This is a genomic window from Arthrobacter sp. DMZ02-1R (assembly GCF_057747935.1).
Genome location: NZ_CM173230.1, coordinates 4,627,846 through 4,644,624, shown reverse-complemented (window position 1 = coordinate 4,644,624; position 16,779 = coordinate 4,627,846). Strand labels below are relative to the sequence as shown.

14 protein-coding genes are annotated in these 16,779 nt (G+C 64.5%); 9 read left to right on the top strand and 5 right to left on the bottom strand.

What is annotated here, in order from left to right:
- The first annotated feature begins 329 nt into the window (after nucleotides 1–329).
- Nucleotides 330–959, top strand: a complete 630-nt coding sequence (locus tag AC3ANQ_RS22045) for a hypothetical protein (RefSeq protein ID WP_488303010.1) — start codon at nucleotides 330–332, stop codon at nucleotides 957–959.
- 38 nt (nucleotides 960–997) lie between these two features.
- On the opposite strand, the gene AC3ANQ_RS22040 is transcribed toward AC3ANQ_RS22045, so the two are convergent.
- Together AC3ANQ_RS22040 and AC3ANQ_RS22035 are read right to left on the bottom strand one after the other, a co-directional pair.
- Nucleotides 998–1,654, bottom strand: coding sequence for a LysE family translocator (locus AC3ANQ_RS22040; protein ID WP_488303009.1), 657 nt, complete (start codon nucleotides 1,652–1,654; stop codon nucleotides 998–1,000).
- A gap of 84 nt (nucleotides 1,655–1,738) precedes the next feature.
- The gene (locus AC3ANQ_RS22035; protein ID WP_488303008.1) at nucleotides 1,739–3,214 is read right to left on the bottom strand and encodes an amino acid permease; all 1,476 of its coding nucleotides are present in this window, start codon (nucleotides 3,212–3,214) and stop codon (nucleotides 1,739–1,741) included.
- A 246-nt stretch (nucleotides 3,215–3,460) separates the two neighbouring features.
- Between AC3ANQ_RS22035 and AC3ANQ_RS22030 the strand changes: the two genes are divergently transcribed.
- From AC3ANQ_RS22030 to AC3ANQ_RS22000, 7 genes are all read left to right on the top strand, one after another.
- Nucleotides 3,461–3,886 (top strand): hypothetical protein, encoded by a 426-nt coding sequence (locus AC3ANQ_RS22030; protein ID WP_488303007.1) that lies wholly within the window; start codon nucleotides 3,461–3,463, stop codon nucleotides 3,884–3,886.
- Nucleotides 3,880–4,113, top strand: a complete 234-nt coding sequence (locus AC3ANQ_RS22025) for a helix-turn-helix transcriptional regulator (RefSeq protein WP_488303006.1) — start codon at nucleotides 3,880–3,882, stop codon at nucleotides 4,111–4,113. Before AC3ANQ_RS22030 ends, AC3ANQ_RS22025 begins: the two co-directional genes overlap by 7 nt.
- Nucleotides 4,110–5,096, top strand: a complete 987-nt coding sequence (locus tag AC3ANQ_RS22020; protein ID WP_488303005.1) for an NAD(P)-dependent alcohol dehydrogenase — start codon at nucleotides 4,110–4,112, stop codon at nucleotides 5,094–5,096. The genes AC3ANQ_RS22025 and AC3ANQ_RS22020 overlap by 4 nt, the downstream gene beginning before the upstream one ends.
- Before the next feature lie 166 nt (nucleotides 5,097–5,262).
- Nucleotides 5,263–6,069: an IclR family transcriptional regulator gene (locus AC3ANQ_RS22015; protein ID WP_488303004.1), complete on the top strand. Its 807-nt coding sequence runs from the start codon at nucleotides 5,263–5,265 to the stop codon at nucleotides 6,067–6,069.
- Between the two features lie 140 nt (nucleotides 6,070–6,209).
- Nucleotides 6,210–7,940: a urocanate hydratase gene (gene hutU / locus AC3ANQ_RS22010; RefSeq protein ID WP_488303003.1), complete on the top strand. Its 1,731-nt coding sequence runs from the start codon at nucleotides 6,210–6,212 to the stop codon at nucleotides 7,938–7,940.
- Nucleotides 7,941–7,945: 5 nt separating this feature from the next.
- On the top strand, nucleotides 7,946–9,544 hold the full coding sequence (hutH, locus tag AC3ANQ_RS22005; protein WP_488303002.1) for a histidine ammonia-lyase: 1,599 nt from the start codon (nucleotides 7,946–7,948) through the stop codon (nucleotides 9,542–9,544).
- Nucleotides 9,545–9,739: 195 nt separating this feature from the next.
- Nucleotides 9,740–9,988, top strand: a complete 249-nt coding sequence (locus tag AC3ANQ_RS22000) for a hypothetical protein (RefSeq protein WP_059388455.1) — start codon at nucleotides 9,740–9,742, stop codon at nucleotides 9,986–9,988.
- A 126-nt stretch (nucleotides 9,989–10,114) separates the two neighbouring features.
- Here the strand turns inward: AC3ANQ_RS22000 and AC3ANQ_RS21995 are convergent, their stop codons facing one another.
- Both AC3ANQ_RS21995 and AC3ANQ_RS21990 read right to left on the bottom strand, forming a co-directional pair.
- The gene (locus AC3ANQ_RS21995) at nucleotides 10,115–10,336 is read right to left on the bottom strand and encodes a hypothetical protein (RefSeq protein ID WP_488303001.1); all 222 of its coding nucleotides are present in this window, start codon (nucleotides 10,334–10,336) and stop codon (nucleotides 10,115–10,117) included.
- Nucleotides 10,337–10,439: 103 nt separating this feature from the next.
- On the bottom strand, nucleotides 10,440–15,332 hold the full coding sequence (locus tag AC3ANQ_RS21990) for an NAD-glutamate dehydrogenase (RefSeq protein ID WP_488303000.1): 4,893 nt from the start codon (nucleotides 15,330–15,332) through the stop codon (nucleotides 10,440–10,442).
- A 166-nt stretch (nucleotides 15,333–15,498) separates the two neighbouring features.
- Here AC3ANQ_RS21990 and AC3ANQ_RS21985 point away from each other — a divergent pair, with 166 nt between their 5' ends.
- Nucleotides 15,499–15,777: a putative quinol monooxygenase gene (locus tag AC3ANQ_RS21985; RefSeq protein WP_488302999.1), complete on the top strand. Its 279-nt coding sequence runs from the start codon at nucleotides 15,499–15,501 to the stop codon at nucleotides 15,775–15,777.
- A gap of 140 nt (nucleotides 15,778–15,917) precedes the next feature.
- Here AC3ANQ_RS21985 and AC3ANQ_RS21980 read toward each other — a convergent pair whose 3' ends face one another.
- Nucleotides 15,918–16,778, bottom strand: coding sequence for a phosphogluconate dehydrogenase C-terminal domain-containing protein (locus AC3ANQ_RS21980; protein ID WP_284754727.1), 861 nt, complete (start codon nucleotides 16,776–16,778; stop codon nucleotides 15,918–15,920).
- Nucleotide 16,779: the final 1 nt, after the last annotated feature.

The window sequence follows — 16,779 nt, the reverse complement described above, 5'->3', positions numbered from 1 at the left end:
GCCCGGGAAAATACCCGGCGTAGCCGTGAGGCCAGCGCGAAGCAACGCCCCACCCGCATCTGAACGATGTACCTCGATGTGGGATCAAACATCAGAACCACTTCCTTGCAGTTGCGATGTGCCTAGGGTAGGCGACTACCACACAAGGCACATGAGTGACTTTCACCCGTTATGCCACACGGGCCACTCACGCCACTTAGTCAACTACTCGGACAGGAAGCCCAATTCAAGCAAGTGGTCACCCGAGTAGTCCAGGCAAAAGACGGGTACGCGCTACGCAAGCCAGGCCGGGCGAACGGCCCCTACGCTCGGAGCGGGAGCGGGGAACAATGAAACGAGCGGCAAAAGCAGGAATCGTAGTTGCGGGGGTGGTCGCGGTCGGATTGGCGGGAGCGATTACCCTCAATGTCACGCAGACAGGATCACGCTCAATTCAGGGCGGCACGACGCCGGTCACCGCCAGTGCGACTCCCTCTGCTTCGGCTGCCAACAACGCGCCATCCGCGACACCGAGTGCCGCCGCCTCAACGCCCGCCGCGAATGCGTCCCCTAGCGCTGCGCCTTCAAGTCAGGCGCCAGCCCCCGCCCCGACTGCCAGCTCCAAGCCGGAAGCACCAGCGGCACCGGTGCCGGCTCCCGCGGCACCGGCTCCCGGGGCGCAGGGCCTCGACGGAGCGGGGATACAACGTATCGAGGACACTTGCACTTCCCGGCTGCAAAGCGACGCCGCCCGTTCCGGAACAGTTACCGGAACGGTGGTGCCCCGGCCATTCATCGTCGTCTCCATCGCCTTCTCCGGGACACCGGTGCGGTCAACGGGGGCATCCGGCCTGCCGGCCTACGACGTTCTGATGAAGACCACCATCAAGCTGGCTGATGGTCCTGCCCAGGACGGACAGCGCGTATGCAGGGTCTATGACGCAGACGCGCACGTAGTAGATTGGCTCCCGGCCGGCTGATTCGGCGATTGTCGCTGGGGTTTCCGTGGGCGTGGACGCTAGGACTTGGTGCCCGTGAGCGCCAGGGTTCCGCCGAGCCCGATCATCATGACCCCGCCCGTCGCACCCAGGGTCGAAATCCGGCGAGGGGAGCGCGCAAACCAATGGCGAGCGGTACCCGCGGCAAGGGCCCACATACTGTCGGAGACCAGTGCGATCACCAGGAAGACAGCCCCCAGTTCGGCGAGTTGGAGCGAAATGCCGCCGCTGGCGTATTCCACGAACTGGGGTAGCACCGCCACGAAGAACACGATCGACTTCGGGTTGCTCGCGCCCACGATGAAACCCTCGCGGATCAGCCGCCACATCGACCGCGACGGCGCCGGGCCGGCCGCCGTCGAACGCCCGCCGCGGTGGCGGATTGCCTGCACGCCGAGGTAGATCAGATAGGCCGCGCCCGCGAACTTGACGATACTGAACAGCAGAATCGACTGCGCCAGCACCGCTCCGAGCCCCAACGCCACCGCCGTGATCTGCGGAACCATGCCCAACGCGTTTCCGAGGACGCTCAGGAGCCCGCCTTTGCGGCCGAGGGCAAGGGAGCGTCCAATCACGAAAAGCACGCTGGGACCAGGGACTGCGATGAGGACCAGCGAGGCCAGGGCAAACGCCCAGCAGATTGGTGAACGGAACCATGCCTGATGATAGGCCTTCATTCGTGATTGCCGCGAGACGGCAGATCACGGCAGTGTTTTTCGAAAACACTGCCGTGATCTGCACATTCGGCGAAAGCGGTAGGGCTAGGAGGAGCGCTGGGTGACCACCGGCATGGAGCCTGTCTCGTCAACGAGGTCGGCCCGAACGCGGCCGCCGCCGCGGACCCACAGCTTGTAGGCCAACACCAGCAGCCCGAGCCATACCGCACCCACGTACAACGCCACGCGGGTGTCCTCGAAGACGCCAAGGATGACGATCACCATGGCCATGAACGCAATGGTCAACACGGAAGCGGTGGGCCACCACGGCGACGCGAATTCCGACGGCGGCAGTCCCATGCGCTTGATCTCCCGCTTCATGGCCACGTGCGAGGCGAGGATCAAAGCCCACACCCAGACGGTCGCGAAAGTGGCGATGGAGGCGATGATGACGAACACGCTCTCAGGGATCACCGCGTTGAGCACCACGCCCACCAGCAGGATCCCGCCCATCAGGACAACGGTCATCCAGGGAACCCCGTGACGGGAGATCTTGCCGAAGCTCCTGGGTGCGTGACCCTGCTGGGAGAGACCGAAGAGGATGCGTCCTGCGCCGAAGATATCGCTGTTGATCGCGGACAGGGCGGCGGTGATCACCACGGCATTGAGGATGTGAGGCGCTGCAGGAATGCCGAGGCCGCTGAAGATCTGCACAAACGGGCTGCCGTTGTTGCCGATTTCATTCCAGGGGAAGAGGCTCATGAGCACTCCGAGAGTCAGGACGTAGAACAGCAGCACGCGCACGGGCACCGTGTTCACGGCCTGCGGGATGACCTTCTTGGGATCCGCGGCCTCGCCTGCGGTGATGCCGATCGTTTCGATCCCGCCAAAGGCAAACATGACGACGGCGAACGAGGCCAGGAGTCCCTCGAAGCCGTTCGGGAACAGGCCGCCATGGTCAACGAGGTTCCCCAGCCCCGGTGCCGCACCGCCGTCGCCCGTGTGGAAGCCGAACACGATGATCGCCGCACCGCCCGCAATCATGGCGATGATCGCCACTACTTTGATGAGCGAGAACCAAAACTCGAGTTCTCCGAAAACCTTGACGCTCAGGAGGTTCATGGCCCCGAGGAGCAGGATGATCGCCAGGACCCAGATCCAGCGGTCCACCTGCGGGAACCAGAAGCCCATGTAGATACTGAATGCTGTCACGTCCGCGATCGCCACGATGGCCATTTCGAAAACGTAGGTCCATCCGGTGATGAACCCTGCCAGCGGTCCGAGGTAACGGCTGGCGTACTGGCCGAATGAGCCGGAAACGGGGTGGCGGACAGCCATTTCGCCGAGCGCGCGCATCACCATGAAGACGGCCGCGCCACCGATGATGTATGCGAAGAGAACCGCCGGGCCCGCCTTTTGGATGGCAGACGCGGAGCCGTAGAAGAGGCCTGTTCCGATGGCCGAACCGAGGGCCATGAAGCGGATGTGGCGGACGTTGAGGCCGCGGCTGAGAACGGTGGTTACCGCGCCTTCGACGGCGTTGGCGGCTGTTGTCCTGCCCGCTATTGGTGCTTGCTGCATGCGAATACCTTCTCGTCATTGGGAGGGGGACTGTTAACCAGCAGACCATTTCGGAACGGCCTGTGATGGGACTCACGACGCATCGCTGTCTCGGTTCTCAGACCCTGGTGGCGTGTGGTCGAGGAATGGCCGCTCCTTTGGGATTCTTCGACAATGGGGCCTCGGGCTGATGGTCAAAAACTCTTGACTCAATGTCAATCAAGCTTTACATTTGCAATGTCAGCTTTGTTTTACATGGGAGTCGAAATGTCATTCGAAGAAAAGAGTGCCTGGATCATGGGCGTGCTCGCGGTGGGCTCCTACGCGGCGTACCTCATCATCGTCTTGGGCGGCGCGGCAAGCACTCCGCTGACCCAGGTTCCCTATGTGGCGCCCATGCTCTGGACAATCGGAGCGTCGATTGGGGTATCCATCGTGCTTCACATCCTGATCCGGATTGCTTCTCCCAAGAACGCGGGGAAGGACCAGCGGGACAAGGAGATCTATCGCTTTGGCGAGTACGTCGGCCAGTCGTTCGTGATTATTGGCGCAGTGGCGGCGCTCATCATGGCCATGACCAGGTTGGACTATTTTTGGATCGCCAACGTCATCTACTTGGCATTCGTTCTCTCCGCAGTGCTCGGATCCGTTGCGAAGATCATCGCCTACCGCCGGGGTTTCCAGCCGTGGTGAAACCGACCAAAGTCACCAATTCCATCCGGGCCCTCCGCTTTGCCCGCGATGAAATGACCCAAGCGCAACTGGCGGACAGTGTCGGGGTAACCCGGCAGACCATCATTGCCATCGAGCAGGGCCGCTATTCGCCTTCCCTTGAAATGGCATTCCAAATCGCCCGTGTATTGAACGTGCCGCTCGACGACGTGTTCCAGTACCCGGACAGCGAAGGAGAAAGATCATGAAAGCGATCGTTCAAGACAGTTACGGCTCCGAAGATGTGCTCGAGTTCGCTGACGTCGACATACCGGTCCCCGGCGAAAGCGAGGTCCTCGTACGGGTCCGCGCTGCCGGCGTCGACCCCGGCGTCTGGCATCTGATGACGGGCCTCCCGTACCTCACCCGGGCGTTCGGCTTCGGGGTAAGGAAGCCCAAGAACCGCATCCGTGGCAGGGACGTGGCGGGCACGGTGGAATCCGTCGGCGCGAAAGTGACCCAGTTCCGGCCGGGTGATGAGGTCTTCGGAACGTGCGAAGGTTCCTTTGCCGAATACGCGTGCGCCAAGGAGGAGAAGATTGCCCCGAAGCCCTCCACACTCACGTTCGAGCAGGCCGCGGCCGTCCCGATTTCGGCCACTACCGCCCTGCAGGGCCTCCGGGACGGTGGGAAGTTGCAAGCGGGGGAGAAGGTCCTGATCATCGGTGCTGCGGGCGGGGTGGGATTGTTCGCCGTCCAGTTGGCGAAGGCGTTCGGCGCGGTGGTTACTGGCGTGTGTAGCGTGCCGAAAATGGAGGTGGTCCGATCGGCGGGCGCAGACGACGTCATCGATTACGCCAGCGAAAATGTCACCGGTGGAACCAGGCAATACGACCTCATCCTGGACACCGCGGGCAACCGTCCGCTCAAGCAGCTTCGGCGGGCGCTCGCCCCCCGGGGGCGGCTCGTCATTGTCGGCGGGGAAGGCGGCGGCCGTTGGCTGGGTGGCTTCGACCGCGCTCTTCGGGCGCCCATTCTGTCGCTGTTCCTGGGCCAAAAGCTGAGTGGCCTGATCGCCGTGGAACGCCAGGAAGACCTGCGCTTCCTGACGGGGTTGATTGAGGCAGGCAAGGTCACGCCTTTCATCGACAAGGCCTTTCCCCTCGCCGAAGCTCCCGACGCAATCCGGTATGCGCACGGCCGCGGCGCACGAGGCAAAGTAGTAGTCGCCGTCGCACCGGCCGGTGGCTAGCACAATAGGTTTGCAGATGTCTGGTATTCCAGACAGGTTAATGGTCTGATTGGTTTCCGAACCGCGCCATGGGGCGCACGCTTAAGTACGGGATCCCGGACACTCCGCCTTTCGCCGTTGCGGCAGAAGGGTGTGCCGGGGATGACAGTGCACTCGAAGAGGAGCCATGACCATACAGCCGTCCACCCAAGGCCGGGCCGCTTCCAAGGTCCCTGCCGCCGAGAACACCCTGCGCATCCTGAAGTTGCTTGCTTCCCGGCGAGGCCCGATGGCAGCGTCCAGCATCGCTACCGCGCTGGGCCTGCCCCGGTCCAGCGTCTATCACTTGCTCGGGGTCATGGAGGCCAACGGCTTCGTCCTGCACCTTCACGAGGAACAGCGCTACGGACTGGGCATTAGCGCCTTTGAACTCAGTTCGGCCTACTCGCGGCAAGAGCCTTTGTCTCGCCTCGGCCGCCCGATGCTGGCTGCCCTCGTGGATGCGATCGGCGAGAGCGCGCATTTGGCCGTGCTGCATGGCCGCGATGTGCTTTACATCGTCGAAGAGCGGGCCAAGAACCGTCCGTCCCTGGTGACCGACGTCGGGGTCCGGCTTCCCAGCCACCTCACGGCCAGCGGGCGTGCCATCCTGGCCGCCCTGCCGAAATCGCAGGTCAGGGCCCTGTATCCGAATGCCGCCGCCTTCACGGCCCGGCATGAGATGGAATCGCCCATCATGAAGTACTCAGCCTTGTCCTCGCACTTGGACCAGGTCCGGCAGCGCGGCTACGCCACTGAACACGGCGAAGTCACGCCAGGCTTCGGCTCGGTGGCCGCCGCCGTCACCGACCATTTGGGATGGCCGACGGCGGCAGTCGCCGTGACGTTCCTCGAGGACCGGGTGCCGGCTGAGGAATGGCCGGCGCTGGCCGCCCGCATCCAGAAAACAGCGGACGAGCTGTCCGTGCGCATCCACGGCCGCCCGGGGCAATAGCTTCCTACCCCACCCGCGCCAGTTGAGTCTGTAATCCCGGACAGTACCCTTCCTAAAGCCGTTCCAAGACGGTTGCCGAAGGGCTCTACTGGATACAGAAGGACTAACACCTAGCAACCTCCAGAGACGAAGGAGTCACCATGGCACCCGCCGATTTCACTACCGGAGCCCGTCCTGTCCGGGCCGCCCGCGGTACCGAGCTGACCGCGAAGAGCTGGCAGACCGAGGCGCCGCTGCGCATGTTGATGAACAACCTGGACCCGGAGGTCGCCGAGCGCCCGGATGACCTGGTGGTGTACGGCGGCACGGGCCGTGCGGTGCGGTCGTGGGCCGCGTTCGACGCGATCACCCGGACCTTGGAGACCATGGAGAAGGACGAGACCCTGCTGGTCCAGTCCGGCAAGCCCGTGGGCGTGTTCCGCACCCATGAATGGGCGCCACGGGTGCTTTTGGCCAACTCGAACCTGGTGGGGGACTGGGCGACGTGGCCCGAGTTCCGCCGGCTGGAGGCCGAGGGCCTGATGATGTACGGGCAGATGACCGCCGGGTCCTGGATCTACATCGGCACCCAGGGCATCCTGCAGGGCACCTACGAAACCTTCGCCGCTGTCGGGAATAAGCTTGCCGCCGAGGGACGCCACCCGGCGCCGGCCGCCGAGGGCTCCACCGAAGGCCCGCTGGCAGGCACCCTGACCCTGACCGGCGGCTGTGGTGGCATGGGCGGGGCCCAGCCGCTGGCCGTGACCCTGAACGACGGGGCCTGCCTGATCGTGGACGTGGACGAGACCCGGCTGCGCCGCCGCGCCGGCAAGCGCTACCTGGACGAGGTCGAAACCGACCTGGACGCCGCGATCGCCAAGGTCCTCAAGGCCAAGGAAGAGCGCCGCGGCTGGTCCGTGGGCTACGTCGGCAACGCCGCCGAAGTCTTCCCCGAACTGCTCCGCCGCCACCAGGCCGGCGAGCTGAGCATCGATGTCGTGACCGACCAGACCTCCGCCCACGACCCGCTCTCCTACCTGCCCGAGGGCATCACCGTGGCCGAGTGGCACGCCGAGGCCGAGGCGGACCCGGAAGGGTTCACCAAGAAGGCCCAGGCTTCCATGGCCCGGCACGTACAGGCCATGGTCGAGTTCCAGGACGCCGGCGCCGAAGTCTTCGACTACGGCAACTCCATCCGTGACGAGGCCCGCAAGGGCGGCTACGACCGCGCCTTCGAATTCCCCGGCTTCGTCCCGGCCTACATCCGCCCGCTTTTCTGCGAGGGCCTGGGCCCGTTCCGCTGGGTGGCACTGTCCGGTGACCCGGAGGATATCCGCGTCACCGATGAAGCCATCAAGGAGCTCTTCCCCGAGAACAAGCACCTGCACAAGTGGATCGACGCCGCCCAGGAACGCGTTGAGTTCGAAGGCCTCCCGGCCCGCATCTGCTGGCTCGGCTACGGCGAACGCGCCAAGGCCGGCCTGCTCTTCAACCAGCTCGTGAAGGAAGGCAAGGTCAAGGCCCCCATCGTGATCGGCCGCGACCACCTGGACTCCGGCTCGGTCGCCTCCCCGTACCGGGAAACCGAGTCCATGGCCGACGGCTCCGACGCGATTGCCGACTGGCCCTTGCTGAACGCCCTGATCAACACCTCCTCCGGCGCCACCTGGGTCTCCATCCACCACGGCGGCGGCGTCGGCATCGGCCGGTCCCTGCACGCCGGCCAGGTTTCGGTCGCCGACGGCACCGACCTCGCCGCCGAGAAGCTCGAACGCCTCCTCACCAACGACCCCGGCATGGGCGTCATCCGCCACGTCGACGCCGGCTACGAACGCGCCGTCGAGGTCGCCAAAGAACGCGGCGTCCGCATCCCCATGACAGAAAGCAAGTAGGAAACATGACCATCACAGCAACATCCCTTGGCCGCCAGACGGTCATCCTCGGCTCCAGCGGAGTCACGCCGGAGGACGTCGTCGCCGTCGCACGCCACGACGCCAAGGTGACCATCTCCCAGGAAGCCCTAGACACGGTCGCCAAAGTCCGCGCCCACATCGACGGCCTCGCCCACAGCGAGGTTCCGGCGTACGGCGTCTCCACGGGCTTCGGTGCCCTGGCCAACCGCCACATCCCCAACGAGCTCCGTACCCAGCTGCAGAAGTCGCTGATCCGCAGCCACGCCGCCGGCATGGGCCCCGCCGTGGAGCGCGAAGTGGTCCGCGGGATCATGTTCCTGCGCGCCAAGACCCTGGCATCGGGCCGTACGGGCGTCCGTCCCGTGGTTCTGCAGACCATGGTGGACGTCCTCAATGCGGGCATCACCCCCGTGGTCCGTGAATTCGGATCCCTCGGTTGCTCCGGCGACCTTGCTCCGCTGTCCCACTGCGCCCTGGTCCTGATGGGCGAAGGCGAAGCCACTGGCCCCGACGGCGAGCTCTATGGCGCCGCCGGAAAGAAGCCGGTTGCCGAGCTCCTCGCCGCGCACGGTATCGAGCCGGTAGTCCTGGCGGAAAAGGAAGGCCTCGCGCTGGTCAACGGCACCGAGGGCATGCTCGGCATGCTCCTGATGGCCATCGCTGACCTGCACTTGCTGCTCACGACGGCGGACATCACCGCCGCGCTCAGCGTCGAGGCACTGCTCGGCACGGACCAGGTGTTCCTGCCGGAGCTGCACGCTGCCCTGCGTCCCCACCCGGGCCAGGCTGCCAGCGCAGACAACATGCTGCGGGTGCTTTCCAACTCGCCGATCGTTGCTTCGCACCGCGTCAATGACACCAAGGTCCAGGACGCATACTCGCTCCGCTGCGCACCCCAGGTGGCCGGCGCGGTCCGTGACACCGTGACGCACGCTGAGCTGGTTGCTTCCCGCGAGTTGGCAGCTGCCATCGACAACCCCGTGGTCCTCCCGGACGGCCGAGTGTCTTCCAACGGAAACTTCCATGGCGCCCCGGTGGCCTATGTGCTGGACTTCCTTGCGATCGCTGTCGCGGACTTGTCCTCCATCGCCGAGCGCCGCACGGACCGCATGCTGGACCCGGCCCGCTCGCACGGACTCCCGGCGTTCCTTGCCGACGATCCCGGCGTGGACTCGGGCCTCATGATCGCCCAGTACACCCAAGCCGGCCTCGTCTCGGACAACAAGCGCCTGGCCGTTCCGGCGTCGGTGGACTCCATCCCGAGCTCCGCCATGCAGGAGGACCACGTCTCCATGGGCTGGCACGCGGCACGCAAGCTCCGCAAGGCCATCGAGAACCTGCGCCGCGTCCTGGCCGTGGAACTCGTGGCGAGCACCCGTGCCCTCGACATCCGCACCCAACTGTCCGGTGGGGAACTCACTCCGGGGCCTGCTGGCGCCGCCGTGATCGAGGTGCTGCGCGGCGTCGTCGACGGCCCTGGAACTGACCGTTTCCTCTCACCTGAGCTGGAAGCAGCGGACCGTCTTGTAGGCGCCGGAGAGGTCCGTGCGGCCGCCGAATCCGCCATCGGAATTCTCGCCTGACGCCGAACAAAATACCGTTCGAGTGAATATTAGGAAGCGCCCCGGAAATGTTTGGCAATACGTGCCCCGGGGCGCTTTTCTGTGTAGTAGAACTTATGGGGTACGGCATGTCCACGCCGACGATGTCGTGGGCCTGCCGGGGAAATTCCGTTTACAACTGAAAACAACGAACATCCACAAAGGGGTAGAAGTTCAATGAAGGCACGCGGGACAGTCCTGTCCAGGCGAATCGCACAGTCCGCCGTCGTTTCCAATTGGGGAACGTTGAAGGTGGGGGAGCGGATCGAAGTCGTAAGGCACGCACATGTGGTCGCGGCGGGGGAGGTGCAGGAAGTCTCGGGCAGCGGCAACGTTGTGTGGCTTGAACCTGCAGGACCCGGCGCCGACGAAGCCGCCAAGCAGCTTTTCATGAAGTCCGACGGCGTGGAGTTGCGTCGGGTGTAGCCGGCAGAGTCGCCGACTAACCATAGAGAAGCACTTTAGACCAGAGAAACCGGGGCTTGTTTCCATTCCGCGCCTTCTTAGCGTGGTCTGGAAAACAAGCCCCGGTTTTGTTGTCTGTACCTGTTCCTAGGCGGCGAGGACCTCGCGCGTCTGGCCGAACGGGACCGACTCGTCCAGGGCAACCGTGTAGCTTCCGGGCTCGCGGCGGGTCACAAGGATCCCGCAACGGCCGTTTTCGGCTGCGGCTTCGATGAGCGTGCCGACAGCACGGTCAAGTCCTGCGTGGACCTCATCGACGGATGAAAAGGACAAATGGATCTCGTTGTGTTCTATTGTGGCTGTGCTCATTGGGGGCCTCCTTCTGCGGGATGCCGCGGGGGGAGGGGGAGCGGCAATTCCTGCATAAAAGATAGCAAAGTGTCATGGGATGTCTGTCATTCTGGGATTTGGGTCACCGGCGGACCATCGCCCGGAGGAGCTTCACGGCCACCGAGAGTGCCGCGATGTCCACCGGACCCGGCTTGATGGCCGCCTTGATAGTGTCTTGGACGCGCGCGAGTTGTTCGGTGTTTCCGCGTTCCCAATCCATGATCCGCTCTACGGGGTCGGAAGTTGCCTCCGAGGAGCGTGGAGTGTGCCGGACTACCGCCTTGGTCATGTCGGCAAGAACCAGGTACATGTCGTCACGGAGGGCTGCGCGCGCCAACGCTTCCCAGTGAGTGTCCCGCGGCAACAGCGTGATGTGTTCCAGCAGGGGAATGGCCGAGATCCTTTCGAACACGGCAAAGTAGACCTCCGCCACACCCGCGACCGGCTCCTGCAGTTCTTCAGCGATCGCGGAAATGTCCAAGAGGCCGTAGCTGACCAGGAGTTCGGAGGCCCGGAGGCCCAAGTCGTGTGGCAGGCCCACCGAATCAGTGTGGGCAAGGCGGTTCAACGAGTGGTCCAGGTTGATGCCGTGCAGGAAGCTCGTGAAATTGGCCCGCATCAGGGACATGGGCCGTCCGAGCCGCGCAAAGGCATCCGCAATGGGTTTGTCCCGGAAATCGTGTGTGACGTACCAGCGGGTGGATCGGTCGAGGAGGCGCCGCATGTCCAAGGCCACAGCGCATACGTGCTCCTTGGGAATGCTTGCCGGCACTCGGGCCAGGGCTTCAGCGACGGAATCCAAGTCCCAGATATGGCGCATCACTACGAATCCGCGTGCCACCGCGGCCGCCGAAACGGTCGTTTCTTCCATGGCACGGAACGCGAAGGCTATGCCGCCGAGGTTGATCATGTCGTTGGCGACCACCGTGGCCACGATTTGGCGGCGCAAGGGATGCATAGAAAGGTCATCACCGAACCGTTCCGAGAGTTGGCGGGGGAAATATTCCCGCAGCGTTTGCGAGAACCATGGATCGTCCGCGAGCCCACCTTCGGTCAGTTCCCTGGCCAGCTCGATCTTGGCATAGGCAGCCAGTACAGCGAGTTCAGGCGCAGTCAGTCCCGCCCCGGTCTCTACGCGTTCGCGAAGCTCCTCGGTGCTCGGCAGGCATTCAAGCTTCCGGTCCAGGTCCGTAGCCAAGTCGAGCCAGTCCATGGTCCGTTCGAAGCTGGGGCTCCATTGGAGGACCAACTGCTTGTCATTGAGTAGGAGGACGTTCTGGTCAACGTTGGTTTTCAGGACAAGCCGTCCTACTTCGTCCTGGAGGGAGTGCAGGAAGACCGTCCTTTCGTTTGGCGACATCTTGCCTGCCGCGATCATCTGGTCAAGGAAGATCTTGATGTTGACCTCGTGGTCCGAGCAGTCAACGCCTGCGGAATTGTCGATGGCATCGGTGTTCACGAGGATCCCGGCCAGCGCGGCTTCGATCCTGCCCCGTTGGGTGATGCCCAGATTTCCACCCTCGGCAATGATGTGGGTCCGCAGTTGGGCGGCGTTGACCCGGATGGCATCGTTCGATTTGTCTCCGACGTCGGCATGCGTCTCCGTGGAGGCCTTGACGTAGGTGCCGATTCCGCCGTTGTACAGCAGGTCGACCGGGGCCCTGAGGATTGCCTTGAGCAGCTCAGGCGGGGTCATCGCCGTCGCACTTTCATCCAATCCCAAGGCGAGGCGGACCGGTTCGGCGAGGTTGATTGATTTCTCGAGCCGGGAGAACACTCCTCCTCCGGGGCTGAGCTTGGCAGGGTTGTAGTCGGCCCAGGACGAGCGGGGGAGCTTGAAGAGCCGCTTCCGCTCGGCGAAGGAAACGGCCGGGTCAGGCATGGGATCCAGGAAAATGTGCCGGTGATCGAAGGCCGCCACCAGTTTGATGTGTTTTGAAAGCAGCATGCCGTTTCCGAACACATCGCCGCTCATGTCGCCGATGCCCACCACCGTGAAATCCTCAGTGCTGGAGTCGATCAGCAGCTCGCTGAAATGTTGCCGCACGGACTCCCAGGCGCCGCGCGCGGTGATGCCCATCTGCTTGTGGTCATAGCCCACCGAACCGCCGGACGCGAACGCATCGCCAAGCCAGAATCCGTACTCTTCGGCCAGGGCGTTGGCGATGTCGGAGAACGTGGCCGTGCCTTTGTCCGCAGCCACTACGAGGTAGTAGTCGTCGCCGTCGTGCCGGACGACGCGCTGGGGCGGGACGACGCGACCGTTCGTCCCGCCGTCGGGTCCGGCAACCAGGTTGTCCGTGATGTCCAGCAGTCCACGAATGAAGATCCGGTAGCTTTCCTGGCCCTCGGCCAGCCAGGCCGCCCGGTTTTCGGCGGGATCGGGAAGCTGTTTGGGGTAGAAACCGCCCTTGGCCCCGGTGGGAACGATCACGGCGTTCTTGACCGTCTGGGCCTTCACGAGTCCCAGGACTTCCGTGCGGAAGTCTTCACGGCGGTCGGACCAGCGCAAGCCACCGCGGGCAATGGCGCCGAAACGCAAGTGGACGCCTTCTACCCGCGGCGAGTAGACCCAAATTTCGTACAGGGGCCGGGGCGCCGGCGCAGCCGGGATGTTGGAGGGGTTGAGCTTGAAACTCATGTACGGCTTGTCCAAGTAGAAGTTGGTACGCAGTGTGGCCTCCACCAGGCTCGCCAGCGAACGCAGCAGGCGGTCGGCGTCGAGGACCGGTACGGCGTCGATGGCTTCCGCCAGTTCCTTGCGGGCGGCGTAGGTGGCCCGTGTCCTGGAGGTGTACTTGCTGCCGTCCACTTCGAACACGTCACTTCCAGCCGGCACCGGGTCAGCGGGTTTCGGCTGGAGCAGTTCAGGATCGAACAGGTCAGGTTCGAACCGGTCCGGATCGAACTTCGCCTCGAAAAGTGAAAGCAAAGCGCGGGTTGCGCGGGCATTCTCGCGGAGCGTGTCCGCGATGAACCCGTAGGAATTGGTGCTCCCCAACTGCCGAAGGTATTTCGCATACGCACGCAGGATGGCTGTCCGCCGCCAGTCAATCCCCTCCCGGATGACCAGGGCATCGAAAGCATCGGACTCCGCATCTCCCCGCATCGCGGCGCAGAACGAACCGGCCAGCAGTTCGCCCGTTCCCACCGGATCAACTCCGCGCGGGTACACAAGCCCTAGGTCGTATAGGAAGAAGGACCGTCCGTCGGCACGTTGCACGTCGAACGGCCGCTGGTCCAGGACGCGCAAGCCTAGGTTGTGGAAGATGGGCAGAATCTGCGTGAGGCTCTGCGGGCGGGTCAAATAGAGCCGAATCCGCGCATCCTCCGCAAGGACGGCAGTCCCCGGGCGCTTGTACACGGTCAGCAGAGGGTCTGCGGCGTCGGCATCTGGTATGTCCCCGTCCCGGGGCGCGAAACTCTCGAACCGTACGATGTCCTGAATCGCGTCTTCCACTTCGTAGTCGGCCTTGTAGCTGGCTGGAAAGGCGGTGGCCCATTGCCTGGACAGCCGGGCGGCCTCGGCCGCGGGGAACCTTGCGTGCAGGGCCTCGTCCAGGCCTTCGGCCCAGGACCGGGTGGCAGCGATGATCCGTTGCTCCAGTACCGCAGGATCTACGACGCCGGGCGCCCCCTCGTGTGGCAACAGGACCCGGAAGAACACGCGGGCCATGGCGGATTCACCCAGCCGGAGCTCGAACTCGATTTCTTCGGAGCCGAAGGCCTCGCGAAGCTCGCGTTCGATGTTGAGCCGGACGGCCGTGCTGAAGCGCTGGCGCGGCAGGAAGACGAGTGCCGTCATGAACCGGTTGCGCGAGTCCGGGCGGAGGAACAACCGTGTGCTGTGCCGTTCTTGGAGGCGCAGGATTTCGCGCGCGTGCTCGGCCAGCCGTTGGGCATCGATGTGGAAGAGCTCGTCGCGGGGATAGGCCTCCACCACTGCCAGGAGCTCCTTGCCGCGACGTGATGTGGGCGAGTAGCCGAACGTGCGCAGCACCTCGTCCACAGTGTCCCGGATGACGGGAATCTGGAGCGGCGAGCGGGAAGCCGAGCTGGGAGCGAAAAGGCCAACGAAAGTGCGTTCGTCGCTTGTGTCATCCGCGGTCAGGCTGATTTCGTCGAGGTAGGCGCGCCGGAGGACCGTTGAACGGCGGGTGGACTTCGTAAGGCTGAGGACGGGAGCTGCGCCGGGTTTTGCGGACGGCGCACCTCCCGAGACGGCCACTTCCGCATTCCTAAGCAGCCCCAGGCCCCGGCGGCCCCGGTAGCCGAGGAACACGAAATTCCCGTCCTCCAGCCAGCGCAGCAACTCTTGGACCTCCCGCGCTGCGGGAACGGTCTGGGACAATCCGTCCAAACGGCGGACTTCGTCGGCAAGCTCCTGATGGATCGCGGCGGTATCTTCTGCGGCTGCCCGGACGTCGCCAAGGACGTTCTGCAGCCGCTCAACGAGGCGCTCGGCACTCGCGTCATCCGGAAGCCGGGAAATCTCAACGGCGATCCACGCCTCGGTGAGGGGCCCGCCGTCGTCGTGGTTAATGGCGGTGACCGACGCGGAAGGTTCGACGCCGGACCGAAGGCCCGTCCGCACGGGTCCGCGACGGACGTCGGTCAGGCGATGGGTGGCTGCGTCCCGGGTGACCGTAAAAGTGGCGTGGACCAGGAGCCGGATGGGGGCGCTGTCCCTGGCGATTTCGGCGGTGACCGAGGGGACCAGGCAGGGCATGTCGTCGGTGACAATCGCCACGAGGCTGGCATCGGCTTCGTTCAGGACGCCGATCACAGCTTGGCCGGGGGCCCGCCTTTCGGCCAACGAGCGGTGGTACCGTGCACGCTCCAGGAGCGTGTCCGCGGTGTAGTTTCCAACATCGTCATCGGCCACGTGTTCGTAGTAGTCGGCAAGGAATCGGTCCGGGGCCGCAGGGGGAGTGCCTGCCGGGGCGTGGTCCGCAGGCTCGATCCTGGGTGACATGTCGCTGTGCCTCCGCCGGGCAAGGAGCGGCCGTGCTGTGGCGGTCGGCGAAGTCCCTGCGCCTCATTTCATGATGGCTGGCGCGGGGCGGGCAGTAAAGGCTTGGGGATCCACGCGGCCGATAACGCGGTCTACGTCTAGGCGCGGGATGCGCGAGGATTATTCCATGACACTGGTTCATCTCAGCGGACAACTCGTGTGCCGCAACGCTGACGAGGTCGCCGTCGTCGTCCTCCACCTTGCTCGCCACGTCGCCCTGACGCGCGCCGAGGCCGGCTGTATCTCATTTCACGTGACCGCCACGGACGACCCGGTGGTGTGGCAGGTTGACGAGAGGTTCAGCGATGAGGCGGCCTTCAGGGCCCACCAGGACCGCGTCACTAGAAGTGAATGGGGCCGCGCCAGCGCCGGGATAGAGCGTCGATACTCCGTAACAGGGCTCTAGAACAGCGCATCAACCCTGCGATTCTTTGGTCCAGGATCAATCATCGACTGGCTGCCACGCGGCAGCCAGTCTTCGATGAACGGTGTGTTCGTGAGGAGAGACAGCCACAGCTTCTCTTTCTCCGGACGTGTCCGTGCCGCCTAGCGCTTGACGGCGTCCAGCTTGAGCATCTTGGCGATGACGCCGTCCAGCTCGGAGTCGTCGAAGATTTTCTTCCAGTCGTCCTTGATGATGGTGTCCTTGCCGTACTGGATGGCGATTTCGCAGGCCTCGGAGAACGGGTTGGAGCCACGCAGGGCGTTGGTCAGGGCGATCTGCACGTGGCCGAACAGCATGGCCTTGGCCGCTTCCTCCGGGACGCCGGCGGTGTGCACAGTTTCGTGGAGCGCTTCGTTGAGGAGCGTGCCGATCATGCAGGCCACGGTCTCCACAAGGGTGGGTTCCAGGATGGCGAGCTGCTTCACGGTGACCCAGTGAACGTCGATAACCGGCGCGTAGATAGTGCGGATGGTCGCTTCGGCGGCATCGCGGGTGGCTGCGGGAGCGTCTTCGTCGATGGCAGCGACGACGTTCTGCGGGGCGCCCTGGCCGCCGAAGGTGTCGGCCCATTCTTCCTTGGTAGTGCGCTCAAGGAACACGGACGGGTGGCACGGGTGGGCGACGGCCTGGACGACGTCGTCGCGCTTGGCCAGCAGTCCGGCGTAGGCGGCGGCGGGGTCCAAGGTGAGCAGGATCGAGCCGGGCTTCATCTGCGGGACGACGCCTTCGGAGACGATGCCCAGGACGGTGTCCGGCACGGCGAGGATCACGACGTCGGCGCCCTTGACGGCGTCGTCGGTTGCGGTGATCTCGCGGCCCTCGGCGCGGACGCGGTCCTGGCCGGCGGGGGAGTTCTCGCTGTACGTGACGGTGTGGTTGCTCTTCTGGAGGTTGGCGGAAACGCGCATCCCCATCTTGCCACCGGCTCCGACAACGGCGACGGTCAATTGTTCTGCTGACATT

Excerpts from the sequence above, each read along its gene's own strand:
- AC3ANQ_RS22040 (WP_488303009.1), bottom strand. The coding sequence starts at position 1,654 with ATGAAGGCCTATCATCAGGCATGGTTCCGTTCACCAATCTGCTGGGCG.
- AC3ANQ_RS21980 (WP_284754727.1), bottom strand. The coding sequence starts at position 16,778 with ATGTCAGCAGAACAATTGACCGTCGCCGTTGTCGGAGCCGGTGGCAAG.
- AC3ANQ_RS22035 (WP_488303008.1), bottom strand. The coding sequence starts at position 3,214 with ATGCAGCAAGCACCAATAGCGGGCAGGACAACAGCCGCCAACGCCGTC.
- AC3ANQ_RS22000 (WP_059388455.1), top strand. The coding sequence starts at position 9,740 with ATGAAGGCACGCGGGACAGTCCTGTCCAGGCGAATCGCACAGTCCGCC.
- hutH (WP_488303002.1), top strand. The coding sequence starts at position 7,946 with ATGACCATCACAGCAACATCCCTTGGCCGCCAGACGGTCATCCTCGGC.
- AC3ANQ_RS22030 (WP_488303007.1), top strand. The coding sequence starts at position 3,461 with ATGTCATTCGAAGAAAAGAGTGCCTGGATCATGGGCGTGCTCGCGGTG.
- AC3ANQ_RS21990 (WP_488303000.1), bottom strand. The coding sequence starts at position 15,332 with ATGTCACCCAGGATCGAGCCTGCGGACCACGCCCCGGCAGGCACTCCC.
- hutU (WP_488303003.1), top strand. The coding sequence starts at position 6,210 with ATGGCACCCGCCGATTTCACTACCGGAGCCCGTCCTGTCCGGGCCGCC.
- AC3ANQ_RS21985 (WP_488302999.1), top strand. The coding sequence starts at position 15,499 with ATGACACTGGTTCATCTCAGCGGACAACTCGTGTGCCGCAACGCTGAC.
- AC3ANQ_RS22020 (WP_488303005.1), top strand. The coding sequence starts at position 4,110 with ATGAAAGCGATCGTTCAAGACAGTTACGGCTCCGAAGATGTGCTCGAG.
- AC3ANQ_RS21995 (WP_488303001.1), bottom strand. The coding sequence starts at position 10,336 with ATGAGCACAGCCACAATAGAACACAACGAGATCCATTTGTCCTTTTCA.
- AC3ANQ_RS22015 (WP_488303004.1), top strand. The coding sequence starts at position 5,263 with ATGACCATACAGCCGTCCACCCAAGGCCGGGCCGCTTCCAAGGTCCCT.
- AC3ANQ_RS22045 (WP_488303010.1), top strand. The coding sequence starts at position 330 with ATGAAACGAGCGGCAAAAGCAGGAATCGTAGTTGCGGGGGTGGTCGCG.